Annotated in this window: 15 protein-coding genes; 2 read left to right on the plus strand and 13 right to left on the minus strand. The window is 63.8% G+C overall.

The window, feature by feature from the left end:
- Positions 1 to 115 precede the first annotated feature (115 nt).
- On the plus strand, positions 116 to 1,237 hold the full coding sequence (locus J7I12_RS07290; protein ID WP_302548458.1) for a polysaccharide deacetylase family protein: 1,122 nt from the start codon (positions 116 to 118) through the stop codon (positions 1,235 to 1,237).
- A 300-nt stretch (positions 1,238 to 1,537) separates the two neighbouring features.
- On the opposite strand, the gene J7I12_RS07295 is transcribed toward J7I12_RS07290, so the two are convergent.
- The 4 genes from J7I12_RS07295 to J7I12_RS07310 all read right to left on the minus strand — a co-directional run bounded on the left by J7I12_RS07295 (position 1,538) and on the right by J7I12_RS07310 (position 7,695).
- Positions 1,538 to 4,534, minus strand: coding sequence for an AIR synthase-related protein (locus J7I12_RS07295; RefSeq protein WP_288908447.1), 2,997 nt, complete (start codon positions 4,532 to 4,534; stop codon positions 1,538 to 1,540).
- A gap of 122 nt (positions 4,535 to 4,656) precedes the next feature.
- Entirely contained in the window at positions 4,657 to 5,622 is a 966-nt protein-coding gene (locus tag J7I12_RS07300) for a polyprenyl synthetase family protein (protein WP_302548460.1), read from the minus strand.
- A gap of 8 nt (positions 5,623 to 5,630) precedes the next feature.
- Positions 5,631 to 6,377 (minus strand): futalosine hydrolase, encoded by a 747-nt coding sequence (gene mqnB / locus J7I12_RS07305; RefSeq protein WP_498793452.1) that lies wholly within the window; start codon positions 6,375 to 6,377, stop codon positions 5,631 to 5,633.
- A 4-nt stretch (positions 6,378 to 6,381) separates the two neighbouring features.
- Entirely contained in the window at positions 6,382 to 7,695 is a 1,314-nt protein-coding gene (locus J7I12_RS07310) for a nucleotide sugar dehydrogenase (protein WP_288908214.1), read from the minus strand.
- Positions 7,696 to 7,741: 46 nt separating this feature from the next.
- Between J7I12_RS07310 and J7I12_RS07315 the strand changes: the two genes are divergently transcribed.
- Positions 7,742 to 7,936, plus strand: a complete 195-nt coding sequence (locus J7I12_RS07315; protein ID WP_288908216.1) for a DUF2065 domain-containing protein — start codon at positions 7,742 to 7,744, stop codon at positions 7,934 to 7,936.
- Here J7I12_RS07315 and J7I12_RS07320 read toward each other — a convergent pair.
- The 9 genes from J7I12_RS07320 to J7I12_RS07360 all read right to left on the minus strand — a co-directional run bounded on the left by J7I12_RS07320 (position 7,933) and on the right by J7I12_RS07360 (position 16,205).
- Entirely contained in the window at positions 7,933 to 8,604 is a 672-nt protein-coding gene (locus J7I12_RS07320) for a ubiquinone/menaquinone biosynthesis methyltransferase (protein WP_118230711.1), read from the minus strand. The two genes, J7I12_RS07315 and J7I12_RS07320, sit on opposite strands and share 4 nt — an antisense overlap.
- Before the next feature lie 83 nt (positions 8,605 to 8,687).
- The gene (locus tag J7I12_RS07325; protein ID WP_302413356.1) at positions 8,688 to 8,864 is read right to left on the minus strand and encodes a hypothetical protein; all 177 of its coding nucleotides are present in this window, start codon (positions 8,862 to 8,864) and stop codon (positions 8,688 to 8,690) included.
- A gap of 346 nt (positions 8,865 to 9,210) precedes the next feature.
- Positions 9,211 to 10,641, minus strand: coding sequence for an SLC13 family permease (locus tag J7I12_RS07330; RefSeq protein WP_118230708.1), 1,431 nt, complete (start codon positions 10,639 to 10,641; stop codon positions 9,211 to 9,213).
- A 630-nt stretch (positions 10,642 to 11,271) separates the two neighbouring features.
- Positions 11,272 to 12,360: a butyrate kinase gene (gene buk, locus J7I12_RS07335; protein ID WP_118230707.1), complete on the minus strand. Its 1,089-nt coding sequence runs from the start codon at positions 12,358 to 12,360 to the stop codon at positions 11,272 to 11,274.
- Between the two features lie 149 nt (positions 12,361 to 12,509).
- Positions 12,510 to 13,415: a bifunctional enoyl-CoA hydratase/phosphate acetyltransferase gene (locus J7I12_RS07340; RefSeq protein ID WP_118230706.1), complete on the minus strand. Its 906-nt coding sequence runs from the start codon at positions 13,413 to 13,415 to the stop codon at positions 12,510 to 12,512.
- Positions 13,416 to 13,477: 62 nt separating this feature from the next.
- A complete protein-coding gene (locus tag J7I12_RS07345) occupies positions 13,478 to 13,702 on the minus strand; it encodes a 4Fe-4S dicluster domain-containing protein (RefSeq protein ID WP_118230705.1) in 225 nt (74 codons plus the stop codon).
- A complete protein-coding gene (locus J7I12_RS07350; protein WP_165450869.1) occupies positions 13,702 to 14,232 on the minus strand; it encodes a 2-oxoacid:ferredoxin oxidoreductase subunit gamma family protein in 531 nt (176 codons plus the stop codon). Before J7I12_RS07350 ends, J7I12_RS07345 begins: the two co-directional genes overlap by 1 nt.
- Position 14,233: 1 nt before the next feature.
- Complete coding sequence (locus tag J7I12_RS07355) at positions 14,234 to 15,064, minus strand: thiamine pyrophosphate-dependent enzyme (protein WP_302548462.1); 831 nt, start codon at positions 15,062 to 15,064, stop codon at positions 14,234 to 14,236.
- A 13-nt stretch (positions 15,065 to 15,077) separates the two neighbouring features.
- Positions 15,078 to 16,205: a 2-oxoacid:acceptor oxidoreductase subunit alpha gene (locus J7I12_RS07360; RefSeq protein ID WP_118230702.1), complete on the minus strand. Its 1,128-nt coding sequence runs from the start codon at positions 16,203 to 16,205 to the stop codon at positions 15,078 to 15,080.
- Between the last annotated feature and the right edge of the window lie 197 nt (positions 16,206 to 16,402).

Consider the following 16,402-nt stretch of genomic DNA (forward strand, 5'->3'; position numbering starts at 1 on the left):
CACCGCGCAAATGCGGCAAAATCGCACCGCGCTGCCTTGCGGTACGCCGTGGGGAGTGCTAGACCTGCCCCCAGGACGGGTTCTGCCCCGTCCCATGTTTTTTTCCGAGGCTGGTATGCAAGCGCTTTTGAAATATATCGGCATCGCAGCCTGTTGCAGCCTGCTGGCGCTGACCGCTCAGGCGGCCCCCGCCCGGGTGGTGGACGGCGCTGTCATCATGCGCCAGCCCATGCGGGAAAATCTGTGCGCCATCACCTTTGACGACGGGCCTTCCGTCAATACGCCGCAACTGCTGGATATGCTGGCAGAATACGGCATCCCCGCCACATTTTTTCTCTTGGGCAGCCAGGCCGAGCGCCACCCGGACACCGTCCGGCGCATTTTGGCTGAAGGGCATGAGGTAGGCAACCACTCCTATTCTCACCCCAATCTGCGTCTGGCTTCACCGGAGCGCAAAGCCGAGGAAATTCGCCGCACCGACGCCGTGCTGCGTTCCCTGGGGGCCGCGCCAGTGTTTCTGCGGCCGCCCTACGGGGCCTTTGACGCCTATACGGAAAAAGTGGCCGGTGAACTGGGGCTCTCTATTCTGCTCTGGTCGCTGGACAGCCGCGACTGGCAGCGCCTGCCCGCCAATTATGCCACCCTGCGCTCCACTCTGGGCACGGTCTACCAGCCCGGAACCCTGCGGGGCATTTTTCTGTTTCATGACACGCACAAACGCACGGTGGACGACCTGCCCCGCATCATCCGCGACTTGCGGGCAGGCGGCTGCCAGCGCTTTGTTACCGTGAGCGACTATCTGGAAGGGCTTCTGGATCCGGAACCGGGCATGCTCATGACCCGCCGTACGCCCCGCCCCTTGCCCCCGGCCGACGCGGAAATGCCCGCCGCCGCGCATGAGGTGCACGGTGTGCGTCAGGCGGAAGAGCTGCCCCCTGCCAGCTACCCCGCCGGATCCACGCCCGTGCCTTTGGCCCGCAGCAGCCGCCCTTGGCTGCAGGATACGTCCGCCGCAGCCTCTCAGGCCGCAGCACAGGGACAGGCTGCGGCACAAAGCCCTGCTGATGCCCAGAGCCCCACAGAGGGACGACCCGACGCGACGCACGCCGGACCAGAGGGCTCCTCCGCCCCGGCCGCCACGCCGCAAGAGACTCTGCGTCCGCACCCTACCACGTCCATGCCTGCCGCCAGCCCTGGCCTGCCCGCCGCCCACGGCCCTGCCAGGCCGGTTTCCTGATTTTTTCTCTGTAACAGTTTTTCGCTGTTCCTCCCCCCACAGGGAAGTACCAAGAACCGCCCCGACCAATGTGGCCGGGGCGGTCAGCATCAAAACGCTTTCTCGCCGGGATTGCCCCAAATCCGTGGGCAGCAAAAATCCGCCGCTGACGCCGTTTGGCGCAAAAAAGGCTGTTTTTGCTGCAGCGGGACGACCAACCTCCGGTCCCGCCATCCCTGCCGCGCCAGGCCCGCTATTCTCCCGCAGCCAGCGCCCCCCCTGCCCTGCCTTCTGCAGCAGTCAGCGCGTCGGCCCCTGCCGCTACCAGTCCAGGGTACGCTTGAAGGCCTTGGCCAGATCCTCCACGGGCGCAGCACAAAGCAGGCTGTCGCCGCTGCGCAGGGTCAGCCGTGCGTCCTCCGTAACCGTGCCGATGCGGGTACAGAGCTGCCACTGCCCCAGGGCGTCAAAAATCATGCCCAGGTCCGGCCGCACGCTGATGACCAGTCGGCTGGCCGACTCGCTGTAAAGCAGTTCGGTCAGGTTCATGGCCTCCAGAGCGGGCACGGCGTTCAGGTCCACCTCGGCCCCCAGACGCCCGCCAATGCACATCTCGGCCAGGGCCACAGCCAGGCCGCCGTCGGAACAGTCGTGGCAGGCGGCAATGGCCTTCTGCCCCATAAGGGCGTTGACGGCGCGGTAGCGCGGCAGGGCCGTGGCGGCGTCCACATGGGGCACACGCCCGCCCTTGAGGCCCAGCTCGTCGGCGGCCTCGCTGCCCGCCATTTCGCGCCAGGTGCCGCCCAGCACATAGATGAGGTCGCCGGGACGCTTGAAATCTGAAGTCTGCGCCGCCGTCACGTTGCCCATGACCCCCAGTACGGAGAAGAGCACCGTAGGCGGAATGGAGATGCGCTCCCCGCCGCCGGTGTAGTCGTTCTTCATGGAATCCTTGCCGGAAATGCAGGGCACGCCGAAGGCCAGGGAGAACTGCCGCAGGGCACGGCAGGCCCGCACCAGCTGGGCCAGCTTGTAGCGGCCATCGGGGTTGGACGGGCTTACCACCGGGTCGCACCAACAGAAGTTGTCCACCCCGGCCAGGGCGTCGGGGTTGGCGCCCACAGCCACGGCGTTGCGGATGGCTTCGTCCATGGCATTGGCCATCATCCAGTACGCGTCGTAGTCGCTGAACTTGGGGCAGATGCCGTGCGAAACTACCAGACCGGCGTCCGATTCCAGCAGGGGCCGCAGCACGCCCGCGTCTGACGGACCATCGCGCTTGACGCCCACCATGGGCTTGACCACGCTGCCGCCGCGCACCTCATGGTCATACTGGCGGACAATGTATTCCTTGGAGCAGATGTTCAGCCTGCCCAGCATGCGCTGCAAAAAGGCCCCCTGCTCCACCTGCGCCACGTCCACACGGATGTCCCGCACTTCGGGCGCGCTCCACTGGGCTTCCAGGTGCAGCTGGGGCACGCCGTTGTGCATGAAGTCCATATCCAGCGAGGCCACCACGCGTTCGCCGTAGCGCACTTCAAAGCAGCCGGATTCCGTAAAGTAGCCCAGGGCCGTGGCCTCCACGTCCATACGGGCAGCCAGCTCCAGAAACTGCTCCAGTTTGTCCGGGGGCACGGCCAGGGTCATACGCTCCTGCGCCTCGGAGAGCAGGATCTCCCAGGGCCGCAGGCCGTCGTACTTGAGGGGGGCCTTGGCGATGTCCAGCACGCAACCGCCCGTATCTTCGGCCATTTCGCCCACGGAGGACGAGAGGCCGCCCGCGCCGTTGTCCGTAATGGCGTGGTACAGACCCATATCCCGCGCGCGCAGAATAAAGTCATACATCTTGCGTTGCGTAATAGGGTCGCCGATCTGCACGGCCGTGGCCGGGGAGCCTTCGTGCAGCTCTTCGGAGGAAAAGGTGGCCCCGTGGATGCCGTCCTTGCCGATGCGGCCGCCAGTCATGACAATGACGTCGCCCGGCTCGGCCTTCTTGTACCAGCCGGCGCGGCCGTTGATTTCTGCAGGCAGCAGCCCCACGGTGCCGCAAAAGACCAGGGGCTTGCCCAGAAAGCGCTGGTCAAAGACCAGAGAGCCGTTGACCGTGGGAATGCCGGACTTGTTGCCGCCGTGCTCCACGCCTTCGCGCACGCCTTCCAGCACGCGGCGGGGGTGCAGCAGGCGCGGGGGCAGGGGCTGGTCATAAAAGGGCGAGGCAAAGCAGAACACATCCGTATTGCAGACCAATTCCGCGCCCATGCCCGTGCCCATGGGGTCGCGGTTCACGCCCACAATGCCCGTAAGCGCCCCGCCGTAGGGGTCCAGGGCCGAGGGGCTGTTGTGCGTCTCTACCTTGATGCAGGCGTCGTAGCCGTTGATAAACGCAATGACGCCTGCATTGTCCTTGAACACGGACTTGCAATAGTCCTTCTCGCCCATGCGCTCCCGCAGGATGGCCGTGGCGTCGCGGATGCAGGTTTTGTAGAGGTTGTCCACCACCTCGCGGCGGCCCGTATCCGCGTCCGTATAGTCGATACGCGCGGCGAAAATCTTGTGTTTACAATGCTCGGACCAGGTCTGGGCCAGCACTTCCATTTCCACGTCCGTAGGGTCGGCGGGCAGCTGCAGGGCGGCGCGCCGGGCGGCTTCCTCCAGCCCGGTGAAGTGCGCACGGATGCGGTGCAGCTCCGTAAGATTAAGTGCCCAGGTGTTTTCCCGGCTGGCCCGTTGCAGGGCCGCGTCGTCCATAGCGGAGAGGGCCACGGTTTCCACCGTGGCGTCGGCCGCGCCCGTAACCTTGGCGGCCTGAGGCTCAAAGCCGGGGGCCGCCTGCCATTCCTGCGCGCTTTTGACGCGATAGCGCTGGATCAGGGTATTGCAGAGCAGGTCGCGGGCCAGGGCGTCCACCTGTTCGCGGCGCAGGGGCGCGGCGGGGTCCTCGCTGATGCGGTACTGCACCGAGGTATAGACGCGCAGGCCTTCTCGCGGCAGACCCAGCACCAGAGCGGCCGTGTCCCGCGCCGTGCGGGCTTCGTTGTCCGTGACGCCGGGGCGAAAGCCCACTTCCACGAACCACTGCGCGGGCTGCGCCAAAGGCAGCGGGGTAAGCGCCGCCTGCTGCAGAATGGGGTCGTGCCAGACGCCTTCGTCCAGCAGGCGCTGCACCTGGGGCGCGTCCAGACCGTCCACGGTAAAGACCTTGGTCTGCCGCACGGCGGCCACGGTCAGGTCGAGATCCTTGCGCAGCCGCAGGGCCGTCTTACGCCCCTGCGTATCGTCCATTCCGGCGTGGGGGCCGGTTTCCACCCTGTAGAGCATGACACGCTTCCTTGTGAATATTCCCTTTTTGCGGGGGCTCTTCCCTCTCCGGTTCAAACCCGAAGGGGAAGGGCAAACGTGGGCCCGGAGGCAGCGTGCTGCCGTCCCCGCCCCCTGACGAACTACTTTTTCCTGTCCCGCACGTAATCGGCCATCTGGAGCAGAAAACGGCGCTCCGGCCTTTCGGGCAGGCCGTGCACGGCCTCACGGGCCACGTCCAGAAAGCCTTCGGCCTGACGGCGCACCTGGGCGTCAAAGCCCGCCTCGCGGATACGCGCGGCAATGGCGGCGGCGTCCTGCGCGGTCATGAGTCCAGCGCAGAAGGCCGCGTCAAAGGCGGCGCGTTCCGCCTCCGCAAGGCTCTCGCGGTAAAGGCGCAAAGGCGGGGTCAGCTTGCCTTCGCGCACATCGCCGCCCGTGGGTTTGCCCGTGACGCTTTCCGGCGCAAAGTCCAGGGCGTCGTCTACCATCTGAAAGGCCATGCCCAGATTTTCGCCGTAGGCCGCGGCCGCGGCCACCAAAGGATCTGCGACCCCGGCGGCCAGGGCCCCCAGCTCACAGGCCGCGCGGATAAGCCAGGCCGTCTTGCCCCGGATGATTTCTTCATAGGCCGCGGCACTCACGTCCACCCGGCCCTGGGCCTCAATTTCCAGAATTTCACCCGCAGCCGTACGGCTGGTGGCCTCGGAAAAGCAGCGCGTCAGACGCGTGTCGCCAAAGCCCGCCACCAGCGCGTTGGCCCCGGCCAGCAGCGCGTCTCCGGCCAGAATGACCGTGCCCACAGTATACACCGTGTGCGCAGCAGGCTGCCCCCGACGGCTCACGGCATTGTCCAGCACGTCATCGTGCAGCAGGGTGGCGGCGTGGAGCATCTCCAGCGTCACGGCCAGGTCGTGGATGTCTTCCCGCCCACAACCAAGAAGCCGCGCCATAAGCACGGTGAGCAGGGGCCGCAGGCGCTTGCCCCCAGCCTGAAAAATATGCCGGGCCACGGGCCGCACGGAGGCGGGCAGGCTTGCCGTCGCCCGCTCCAGGGCCCGGTTGACGGCGGGCAACTCCAGGGCCAGGCGCGCTTTCAGTTGGATCATGACGCTACTCAGTTGCAGTTGAGGGCGGGCAGCACCCCGGCCAGGGCGTGCAAAGCTCCCGCAAAGTCTTTTTCGTCCCTGGCGCGCGGGCCCACCTTGTTGGACACGCAGCGCGCCTCCACGCAGGGCAGTCCGGCCCGGGCACAGGCATAGGCCACGGCAAAGCCTTCCATATTTTCCAGGTCCGCGCCGTAGCTCCGGCACAGCTGCTCCGCCCGTTCACGGCTGGCCGTCACTCCGGCCACGGTGAGCGACCGGACTGCAGGCAGCGCCGCCGCGCCTGCGCCCAGGACGTCCGCCCCGGCCAGGGGCAGACGGTCGCGCACGGGCGCGCCGCCGGGCGGCTGCCAGAGGGGAAAACCGAAGGCCCCGGCCACCACAGAGCGCCCATCGTTGAGGCCGTATTCTGGCCAGATTTCTTCACGCACCAGACAGAGCGAACGGAGGGGCCGATCCTCCAGGCCGAAGGCCCCGGCCAGACCAGCGTTGCACACAACGCTCACGGGCGTACCTTCCGCCCGCGCCCGCTCCAGGGCCAGCCCCAGAGCCAAGGCCGCGTTGAGCGGCCCCACGCCCGTCAGGCAGCACAAGGCGCGGCCCCGCCGCAAGGGCAGGGGCCAGAGGCGCATTTCCGGCCAGGGGTCGTCCGTAGCTCCCGCCGGCGCAACGGCCAGGGGCGGCAGCCCCGGCGGCGCAAAGCCCGGCGCAAGGCCCGCCAATTCGCGGGCCGTGGCGGCGCAGAGCAGCAGGGTCACGCGGCTACAGCCTCCAGTAGTCTATGCCTGCGGCGCGCATGGCGGCCGCGTCGAAAAAGGACTTCACGTCCAAGACCACGGCATTGTCCGGCGCGGCGAAGAGCGCTTTCACGGCAGCAGGGGTCAGCCCGGCATAAGCCTTATGGCTTACGGCCAAGATGAGGCCGTCCAGGTCGTGCAGATCCTCCTGCGGCAGCAGGGTCTGGCCATATTCGCGCAGGGCTTCTTCCGGATCGGCCTCGGCATCGCTCACCAGCACGGTGACGCCGTAGTCCTCCAGCTCACGCACCACGTCCACCACGCGGGTGTTGCGCAGGTCGGGGACATTCTCCTTGAAGGTGAAGCCCAAAATGCCCACGCGCGCGCCACTGATGACCCGGCCGCTCTTGATGAGACGCTTGACGACGCATTCCGCCACATACTTGCCCATGTTGTCGTTGATGCGGCGACCGGCCAAGATGACTTCGGGGTGAAAGCCCAGTTCTTCGGCCTTGTAGGTGAGGTAATAGGGGTCCACGCCAATGCAGTGCCCGCCCACCAGACCGGGCCGGAAGGGCAGAAAGTTCCATTTGCTGCCGGCGGCCTCCAGCACTTCCTGGGTATCGATGCCCATGCGGCCGAAAATAATGGCCAGTTCGTTCATAAGGGCGATGTTGAGGTCGCGCTGGGTGTTTTCAATGACCTTGGCGGCCTCGGCCACCTTGATGCTGGAGGCGCGGTGGGTGCCCGCCCGCACCACGGAACCGTAGAGCCTCTCCAGCAGGTCGGCGGTAGCCTTGTCCGAGCCGGAAACAATCTTGACGATGGTTTCCACGGTATGGACCTTATCGCCGGGGTTGATGCGCTCCGGCGAGTAGCCCACGGTAAAGTCCCGCCCCAGCTTGAGGCCGGATTCCCGCTCCAGAATGGGCACGCAGATTTCTTCGGTCAGACCGGGATAGACCGTGGATTCGTAGACCACCACGCAGCCGGGGCGCAGATTCTGCCCCACAGTGGTGCTGGCCCCCACCACGGGGGTCAGGTCCGGCGAACGGTGGTGGTCAATAGGCGTGGGCACGGCCACCACCACCACGTCGGCCTGCCGCAGGTCCGCGGGGTTGTCGGAATAGCGCACCCTGGCGGCGGCCAGACGGTCGTGGTCCACCTCGCGGGTGTGGTCGCTGCCGGCCTTGAGCTCGGCAATGCGCCGGGCGCTGCAGTCAAAGCCCAGAACAGGCATGTGGCGTGAAAAGGCCACGGCCAGCGGCAACCCCACATAGCCCAGGCCCACCACGGCCAGGGTGCCCTTGCCGGCGCAAAGATCCTCAAATGTCACCATAGTTGTGGTCCTTTACAAAACCGCGCTTTTCCGTCACCACCAAAGCATGCGGTTTGATTTTGATCTTTTTTTGCGCGCCCTGGGCCTGGCCGTTGTGCTGGAAGGGCTTTGCTGGGCGCTCTTTCCCCGCGGCATGCGCCGCGCCCTGCGCGAGCTGCTGGCCCAGCCCGAAGGACGGCTGCGCGCCGTGGGCCTGGCTGCCGTGGCCGTGGGCCTGCTGCTGACGAGCCTTGCCCGTTAACGCCCTTTTTCGCCCACGTGCAGGCAGACAATGCCCGAGGTGAGCTTTTCGTGCCAGGCGCGGGCAAAGCCCGCATCGCGCATTTCCCGCTCCAGGGCCGCCGCCGGCGGAAACTGCCGGATGGTGGCGGCCAGGTACTCATAGGCGGCGGGATCCTTGGAAAAAATCCGTCCTACCAGTGGCAGCGCGCGGTTGAGGTAAAGATTATACAGCCCGCCCCAGATGCGTTCCCGCCCGGAACCGAACTCCAGAATACAAGCCCGGCCGCCGGGCCGGAGCACGCGCAGCATTTCGGCAAAGGCCCGCTCGCGCGGCAGGATGTTGCGGATGCCGAAGGCCATGGTCACGCAATCCACGCAGGCGTCCGGCAAGGGCAGACGCTTGGCGTCGGCGGCCACGGGCAGAATGTTGCGGGCGTCGGCCCCGCGCAGCTTGCGGCGGCCCCGCACCAGCATGGGCGGACAGAAATCCATGGCGGGCACGCACGCGCCGGGGTAGCGGCGGCGCACGGCCAGGGCCACGTCCAGAGTGCCGGCGGCAAGGTCCAGCACCAGGCCCGTCTGCCCCAGGCGCACGTTGCGCGCCAGTACGCGCCGCCAGTAGACGTCCAGCCCCAGGCTGAGCACCCGGTTAAGCAGGTCGTAGAAGGGCACGATGCGGCCGAACATGCCGGCCACAGCCGCGTCGTGTCCTGTGCCCGGAGAGGTCGCGCGCGGGTCGGCCCCGCGCGGCGTAGTGGAGGGCGCGCCGCTCACACCCGCTTCCCGCCGTTGTCCGGGCCGGGGTCCACGCCAATGGCGGCGCAGACTACCTTGTAGACCGCCGGAAAGACCTCGGCGAAATTGCCGGGCGAAACGGTGCGCGTTTCAATAAACTTGGCGGTCAGTTCCTTGGCCACCTGCAGGGCTTCCTTGCGATCCTTGTCCATACCACCTCGGCTTACGGCCCCACGGGGCGCGCCGGAAAAAACCCCGTCCTCCGGGGAATGGCCAAGACCCACAACGGGCGTTGCCTGGACGGGTAAAAGAACGGAAACGCAGGCCCCCGCCCTTTTATACAAAAAAATGCTCTTGCGCGAAAAAAATTCACCAGAACGCGCAAGAGCATATGCGTTCCGCCCGGCCTTGGCAAGGCCGCGGGCGGACACGGCCCGCGCAACAAAGACACGCGGCCTTGCGCTAGGCCGGACCTTGACGCAAAACCCGCGGACGGGGAAGACCCCGCCCGCGGGTTACAACTGGTTCAGACCGCAAGCGACATCCTGCGCTGGGCGGCTATTTTATCAGGCCAAGCATACGCCAGTAGGGAATGCTGACCAGGAAACCCAAGGTGCAGATGACCGAATAGGCGGCGGAAAGTTTGACCATAGAGCTGTGCTTGGCCAGTTGCCCCTGCGTGCCAAAATGCGCGCAGAGATAGATGGAGTTCATATAGCTCAGGTACCAGATGTTGCTGCCGGCAAAGGTGACCATGCAGGCTATCCAAGGGTTGATGCCGTTGGCGATCATCAAAGGCGGCAGCACCAGCACGAAAATGGCTGCGGCGGAGGTAAGCGAAACAATGATGAGCTTGATGACCGATGCGGCCACCACCAGAGTGATGATGAGCAGCGCCGGCTCGGACACCACGTTGACCAGAATGGGCTGCAGCTCGGACCCCAGCCAACGGTCCACTTTCAGAGACTGGATAACAGCGGCCATGTTCAGGATGCTGCCCACAAAGACCACGGACGTCCAGTCAATGCGCGTCTTGAAGTCGTTCTTGTCCATAACCTTGAGCACCAGGAGCAGACACATGGCCATGATCGCCACTTCACCGGCGGAAATCCTGTGCAGCTTTTCGGTCATCCACATCAGCAGGGTGCCAATGAGCACCAGCAGGCAGATTTTCTCGTCCCGGCTCATGGGGCCGAGCTTGGCCAGCTGTTCCGAACTGTAACCGGGCGGCAGCATCACTTTTTTGTCAGGCCGGTAGGCAAAAACAAGAAACAGACCCAGCCCCACGAACACACACACGCCCCAGGGCAGCGACCACAACAGCCACTGCAGCCAGGTGACATCCCGATAGCCTTCCGGCAGCATGCCCACCAGCACATAGTGGCTGAAAGAACCGCTCATGAACATGTGCCCCATAATGATGAAGCCCACGTAACACGCGCCGAAAAGCCCGTTGGCCGCACGGGACTTGCGCTCAATGCCCAACTCGTCGCTGATGCTCATGGCAATGGGAGTAGAAAGCGTGGCCTTGGCGTTCATGCTGGGAATCAGCGGAGAAATAATTGTGCCGGAGCCCAGAAGGCCCCAGACCTGGCCGGTGTAGCTGGCGGGGAAAAGCTTGAGCACCCACAGGGAAATGCGCTTGAGCAGGCCGGTTTTGCCCGCCACGGATCCCAGGGCGAAAGCGCCCACCATAATCCACCAGCCGGATGTGGAAAAAGTGGAAAAGGCGGTTTTAAAGGGCACGCACTTGAGCGCGGCCCAAAAGATGCACATCATGAGGCCGGTGACGAATTCGGGCACGATTTCGGTTATCCACCAGCCCACAGCCCACACCGTAATACCCAAAGCCACCATAGTCTTGGAATCAAGTCCCGGGGGCGGCGGCATCATGGCTACCCAGATGCCGAGAAAGATAGAAAGAATAGCTCCACCCAAACGTATTTTTTGGGCAAGGTTCCCCTTCGAGTTCACAGCCGTGTCTGCCATAACAGTTCCTTTACGTGAGCAATTCGCCCCACAGCATGGTGCCGGCGGGGGATGGGACCGTCACGACGGCCCCCGGTAACGACGGTTAGTCAGATTGAAACGGGCGTCCTGCGCGCGCCTTCCACCGGCCGCGCGGCCCTAAAGCATGCCTGCTTTACCTCCTTGTCATCTTGCCGGCATTACGCTGCAACGCCGCAGTTCCTGGCGCAGGCTTCCGCCGTACGCGCAATAGCCAATAATTTAATATAACTAAACAATTTAATCATTGCCGTTGCCTGTCGGAACAGCGCCGCAAAGGCCTTTGCAGCTTGGGATACCAGGCAAAAGCAAGCATTGTGCCATATAGCATATGTCCAATTATGTTAGCATGCTGTGAGTATCTATCCTTATTTTACCCACTGCCAGCGCTTATTTTGTTAACAATATTTACCTGCAGGTTTATTTCGTTATCCACTAGACCAAGGAAGGCAGTGGGCGCCGGAGTGAATCGCGTAAAACTCCGGCGCCCGCCCCGGGAGGTAGGGACTACCGGGAACTTGCCGCCCGCCGCAAGCCCGGCCGCAGAGAAAGCGGCGTGCGCGGCAGCCGCGGCCCCGCACGGCAAAGGGTCGTGGAATCCGCGGGCAACGCCTAGCAAGCCTGGGGATCGTGAAAGATATGGAAGCCCTCGTCCTTGCGCAGGACGCGCAGGATGCCGTAGGCCAAAGCCTCAAGCTCATTCTCGCCGGGCAGCACCTGCACTTCGCCGAGAAAGGCCACACGGGGTGCTACGCGGTCAATAATGTACGAGGAGTGGGCCAGGGCTCCGGTCAGCACCACCAGATCCACTGCACCGCTGACCACGGCCCCCAGCGAGGCCACGTTTTTGGCCACCTGGTAAGTCAGCCCGTCGTAAACCAGGCGGGCCTCGGCGTCCCCGGCGGCAATGCGGTCTTCCACCTCCAGGGCGTTGTTGGTGCCCAGGTAAGCCATAAGCCCGCCCTGACCCCGCGTCCTTTTGGTGGCCGACAGGCGGTCGAACCCGCCGGAAAAGCACAGGTCGATAAGCTGTCGGTTGGGCAGGCCCCCGGACCGTTCAGGAGAATAGGGGCCCTCTTCGTCCGTGATCACGTCCACCATCCGGCCTCCGTGGATGACCGTGGCGCTGATGCCCGCGCCCATATGACAGACGATGATGTTCTTCTCCTCCAGACGCCAGCCCTTGGCCTGTGCGGCCTTGATAGCCATAGCCCGCATATTCAGGGCATGGCAGGAAGCCTTGCGGCGGATTTCTGGCAGGCCGGAAAGCTTGGCAATGTCTTCCATCTGGTCCATGACTACGGCGTCGTAAATGTAGGCCGGGATGCCGAGGGGCTGGGCGATCTCCTGCGCCAGCAGCGCTCCCAGGTTGGAAGCGTGATCATCAATGGGGTGGTCGCGCAGAAAGGTGAGCATATCGTCGTTGACCAGATAAGCGCCCTGTTCCAGTGGGGGGAGTTTTCCGCCGCGCCCCGCCACGGCAGCAAGCCGCCGCAGGTCGAACTGCTCCGCCGCCAAAGCCGCCTTGATGGCTTCAAGACGGATGGGGAACTGCGCCACGTTGCTGCTGAAGACACGCAACGATGCCGCCGGGTGGTCCACCTTTTTCTGGAACAGCAGGGTCTGGTTTTCGTAAACGGCAATGCGCGTGGAGGTGGAACCGGGATTAATGGCAAGAATGGTGTACTTGGTGTCCGCCATGGGGTGTCCTTATGCAAGTTGTGGTAGCGCGCCTGGGGCGCGGCAGCCGTGCCCCAGGCGTGCGCCGCCTGTACGACGGCGCAGTGGAGGAATGCGGCGTCCGGACTGAAAGGCATCAGCCGGGCCGGACGCCGCGCCTAGCATCTGGATCAGCGTGCCGCGGCCGCGGCCAGAACCATGGTCCTAAACTTGTCCTCGGCGCTGGCAGCGCGCGAATTCAGCACCACCGGCACCCGTCCGCCCACCACTATGCCGGCGGTGAGGGCGTTGGCCATGTGGCGCAGACACTTGATCAGCACGTTAGCCGCCACAATGTCCGGACAGACAAGCAGATCAGCCACGCCGGCCACGGGGCTGTGGAAACCCTTGGTTTGCGCGGCCTCAGGGCAAATGGCCAAGTCAAAGGAAATGGGGCCTTCCACAATGCAGCCCGTGATGCTGCCCTGCTGCTGCATTTCTTTCAGCCGAGCCGCGTCCACGCTGGCGGGCATTTTTTCGTTAACGGTTTCCGCAGCGGCCAACACGGCCACCTTGGGGTTGTCGATGCCCATGCGGGCCAGAGCGTCCACGGCGTTCTGCAGGATATCTCGCTTCTGCTCCAGCGTGGGCGCGATGTTGATGGCCGCATCGCACAGAGCCAGCAGCTTGGGGTAGGCGGGCGCCTGCACAAGGTTCATGTGCGAAATAAGCCGCCCGGTGCGAAAGCCCGTTTCTTCCTTAAAAAGGCCTTTGAGCAGCACGCCCGTCTGGATCAGCCCCTTAAGGATGAAATCCGCACGGCCGCCCTTGACGGCCAGACCGGCCCTGGTGGCCGCATCCAGCGGATCTGTAGCGGCAATGACGGGGCAGGCGTCCGGGGAAAGGCCCACCTGACGCATTTTTCCCTCTATGGCGGCGGGATTGCCGAACAGCAGCGGCTCCACCAGCCCCACGTCCACCGCATGTCGCACGGCTTCCAGCACATGGGCGTCCGCAGCTTCCACCACGGCCACTCGGCACTTGTGGGCCTTGCCCATAACTGCGGATTCAAGTTCCACAAACGTTTTATATACCATACAATCTTTCCAGAATCGTCTAGAAGAGTTGGGGTTGTCCGCCCCTTGGGGGCAAACCGCGCTTAACGCTCGGAAACCTCGATGGCAAAGTCGGGACAGACCATCATGCAGGTGCGGCAGCCGATGCAGTTGTCCATGGCCGCCACGGTCATAAACGTATAACCGGCCGCATTATATTCCTGTCCCAGAGCATACACCCCCTTGGGGCACAACTCCCGGCAATAGCCGCAGCCTTTGCACAGGACATCGTCCACGCGGACATTGAAGCTCTTCTTTTCCGCACTCATCAGTTGCCCCCCTGCGCGGATTCGGCAGCGGCCGCGCCCCGTCTGATCACTTCCACATTCAGTTTGGCCACCTCCGGCTTGCCCTTGTGCGCTGCAATGGTGAGCAGGGTCTGCACCGGAAGGGCACCGCTGATGACCATGGCCGCGCCAAGGCCGGCCAGGTTGGCAGATTTGGGCGCGCCCAGCTCGTGCGCGATCTGCGACATGGGGACGCCTATCCAGTTTTTCATGGTGCGGGGCTTCATGAGTGAGCAGTCATAAACCACAGGCCCTTGGGCCGCGTCGTAGCGCGTGCCCACCACATCATTTAGGGCAATGATGATGTCGGGCCTGACCACCTGCTGGAACAGAATTTCTTCATCGTCCAGCAGCACTTCAGCACTGATGAAGCCGCCACGCTGCGAGATGCCGTAAGACTGGGTCTGGACCACGTTTTTTCCGTCCAGAATGGCGGCCTCAGCCAGAAAAGAGGCGGAAAACACAAGCCCCTGCCCACCCGTGCCGGCCATAAGAACTTCATGATGGGCCATGCTACTTACCTCCTTTGGCGGCCAGGATGGCCGCGCGCTCACCCTCGTAGCTCGTGTTAAAATCAGGCACGTCTTTGTCGACAATAACGCCGGTAACGAAATACCCTTGCTCGGCCGCATTCTCTATGGCGTCAAACTTGGCCTGAGAAACGGCCTTTTCTTTAAGATTACGCAACATGTCCACGGGGTTGCGCATTTTGTTCCGCGGACCAAACAGAGTGGAACAGGGGCTCATGGCCTCAATGAGGGAAAAGCCCTTTTTCTGGATGCCGGCGACGATGCGGTTTCTCAGACGCATACCGCTGGTCACGGACTCGCGCGCCACATAGTTGGCCCCGGCAGCGCGCACCAAATCGCACACGTCAAAGCCGCGTTCGGGGTTGCCGCCCACAGAGGTGCTGGTAATGGCCCCGTTGGGCGTGGTGGCCGAATACTGCCCGCCCGTCATGCCATAGTTGAGGTTGTTGACGATGATGGCCGTTAGGTCCATGTTGCGGCGGGCGGAATGGATAAGATGGTTGCCGCCAATGGTGGTGCCGTCGCCGTCGCCCATCAGCACGATGACATTGAGCTTGGGGTTAGCCGCCTTGGCCCCGGTGGCAAAGGCCAGCGCGCGGCCGTGCGTCACGTGCAGAGCGTTGGCCAGGATATAGTCGTCCGCCTTGCCCCAGCAGCCAATACCCGTCACCACGAGCACGTCTTCTTTTTTCAGATCCAGGTCGTCCAGGGCGCACAGCAGGGCGTTGAGGACGATGCCGTTGCCGCAACCGGCGCACCACATGAGAGGCAGCGCGGACCTGTTGAGCAGTGAGCGTGAAATAGCTTGTGCCATGTCTGGTTCTCCTTTACAGCAACGCCGCCGCGATCTGGGACGGGGTCATGATGCCACCGTTGTACGTGTTGACGCCCACTACCAGCGACGGGTCCGGCACACACTTCTTCACTTCGCCAGCCAGCTGCCCGGCATAGTTCATTTCAGCCACCACAACACGGCCAGCCTTGTGGGCGGCCTCGCGCACTTCCGCATCGGCAAAGGGCCAAAGGGTCTGCAGCTGCAGCACCCCCACCTTGTCGCCAGCGGCATTGGCCGCACGGGCAGCGCTACGGGCAGCGCGGGTGACCACGCCGGAGGTAACGATGAGGGTTGCACAGTCTTCAGGCCCGAAATAGCGGGTCATGACAATATCCTTGCGCCCCCTGGCCAGCTTGGTGTGCAGCTGGGCCACGCGCCGGGCCGCATTTTCCGGCGTATTGCAGCTGTAGCCGTTTTCGCCGTGCATGGAGCTGGTCACATGAAAGACATACCGGCTGCCGTAACTGGCGAGCGGGGCCACGGCTCCCTCGTCAAAGCAGAAGGGCTTATATTCTTCAGGCGCGCAGGCAGGAGCCGTACGCTCAATGACCTCAAGCTCGCCCGGTTCGGGAATGGTCAGGTTTTCGCGCATGTGCGCGGCCACTTCTTCCGGCGCCATGATGACGGGCACGCGGTATTTTTCAGAAAGATTGAAAGCCTTGACCGTCAGCTCAAAGCATTCCTGCACTGAGCTTGGGGCAAGGGCGATGATTTCCTGATCGCCATGACGGCCCCAGCGCAACTGCATGATGTCGGACTGGGCGGGCTTGGTGGCTAAGCCCGTGGAAGGGCCGGAACGCTGCACGTTGACCACCACCACGGGCACCTCGCCCACCGTGGCCATGCCCAGGTTTTCCTGCATAAGCGAAAAGCCGGGGCCGCTGGTGGCCGTAAAGGCCTTGGCGCCCGTCAGCGAGGCGCCCACGATGGCGCCCATGCTGGCCAGCTCGTCTTCCATCTGCATAAAGACGCCGCCCAGGCGCGGCAGCTCTCGCGACGCTATTTCCGCTATTTCCGACGACGGCGTGATGGGGTAGCCGGCATAGTATCGCGCACCGGCGTAGAAAGCCCCCTGTGCTATGGCCGCATTGCCTTGCACGAGCTTACACTGTTTTTTCATCGACTTCCTTTTCCTTATTTCCTGGGGTGGCGGGCCGGCGCGGCCCGGGGGGAACCCGTGGGGCTCCCCGCGTCTGTTGGAATACTAAACAAACATGTTTATGAAATGAGCAATATATGTGCCAAAATACGTTCATTACGCATTTTCGGCTAGATACCTTGCTATCTAACGCTCCTCACCAAAATTTTTTGCCATTA

The organism is Desulfovibrio diazotrophicus, from assembly GCF_902498985.2.
GTDB classification, from domain to species: Bacteria; Desulfobacterota; Desulfovibrionia; order Desulfovibrionales; family Desulfovibrionaceae; genus Desulfovibrio; species Desulfovibrio legallii.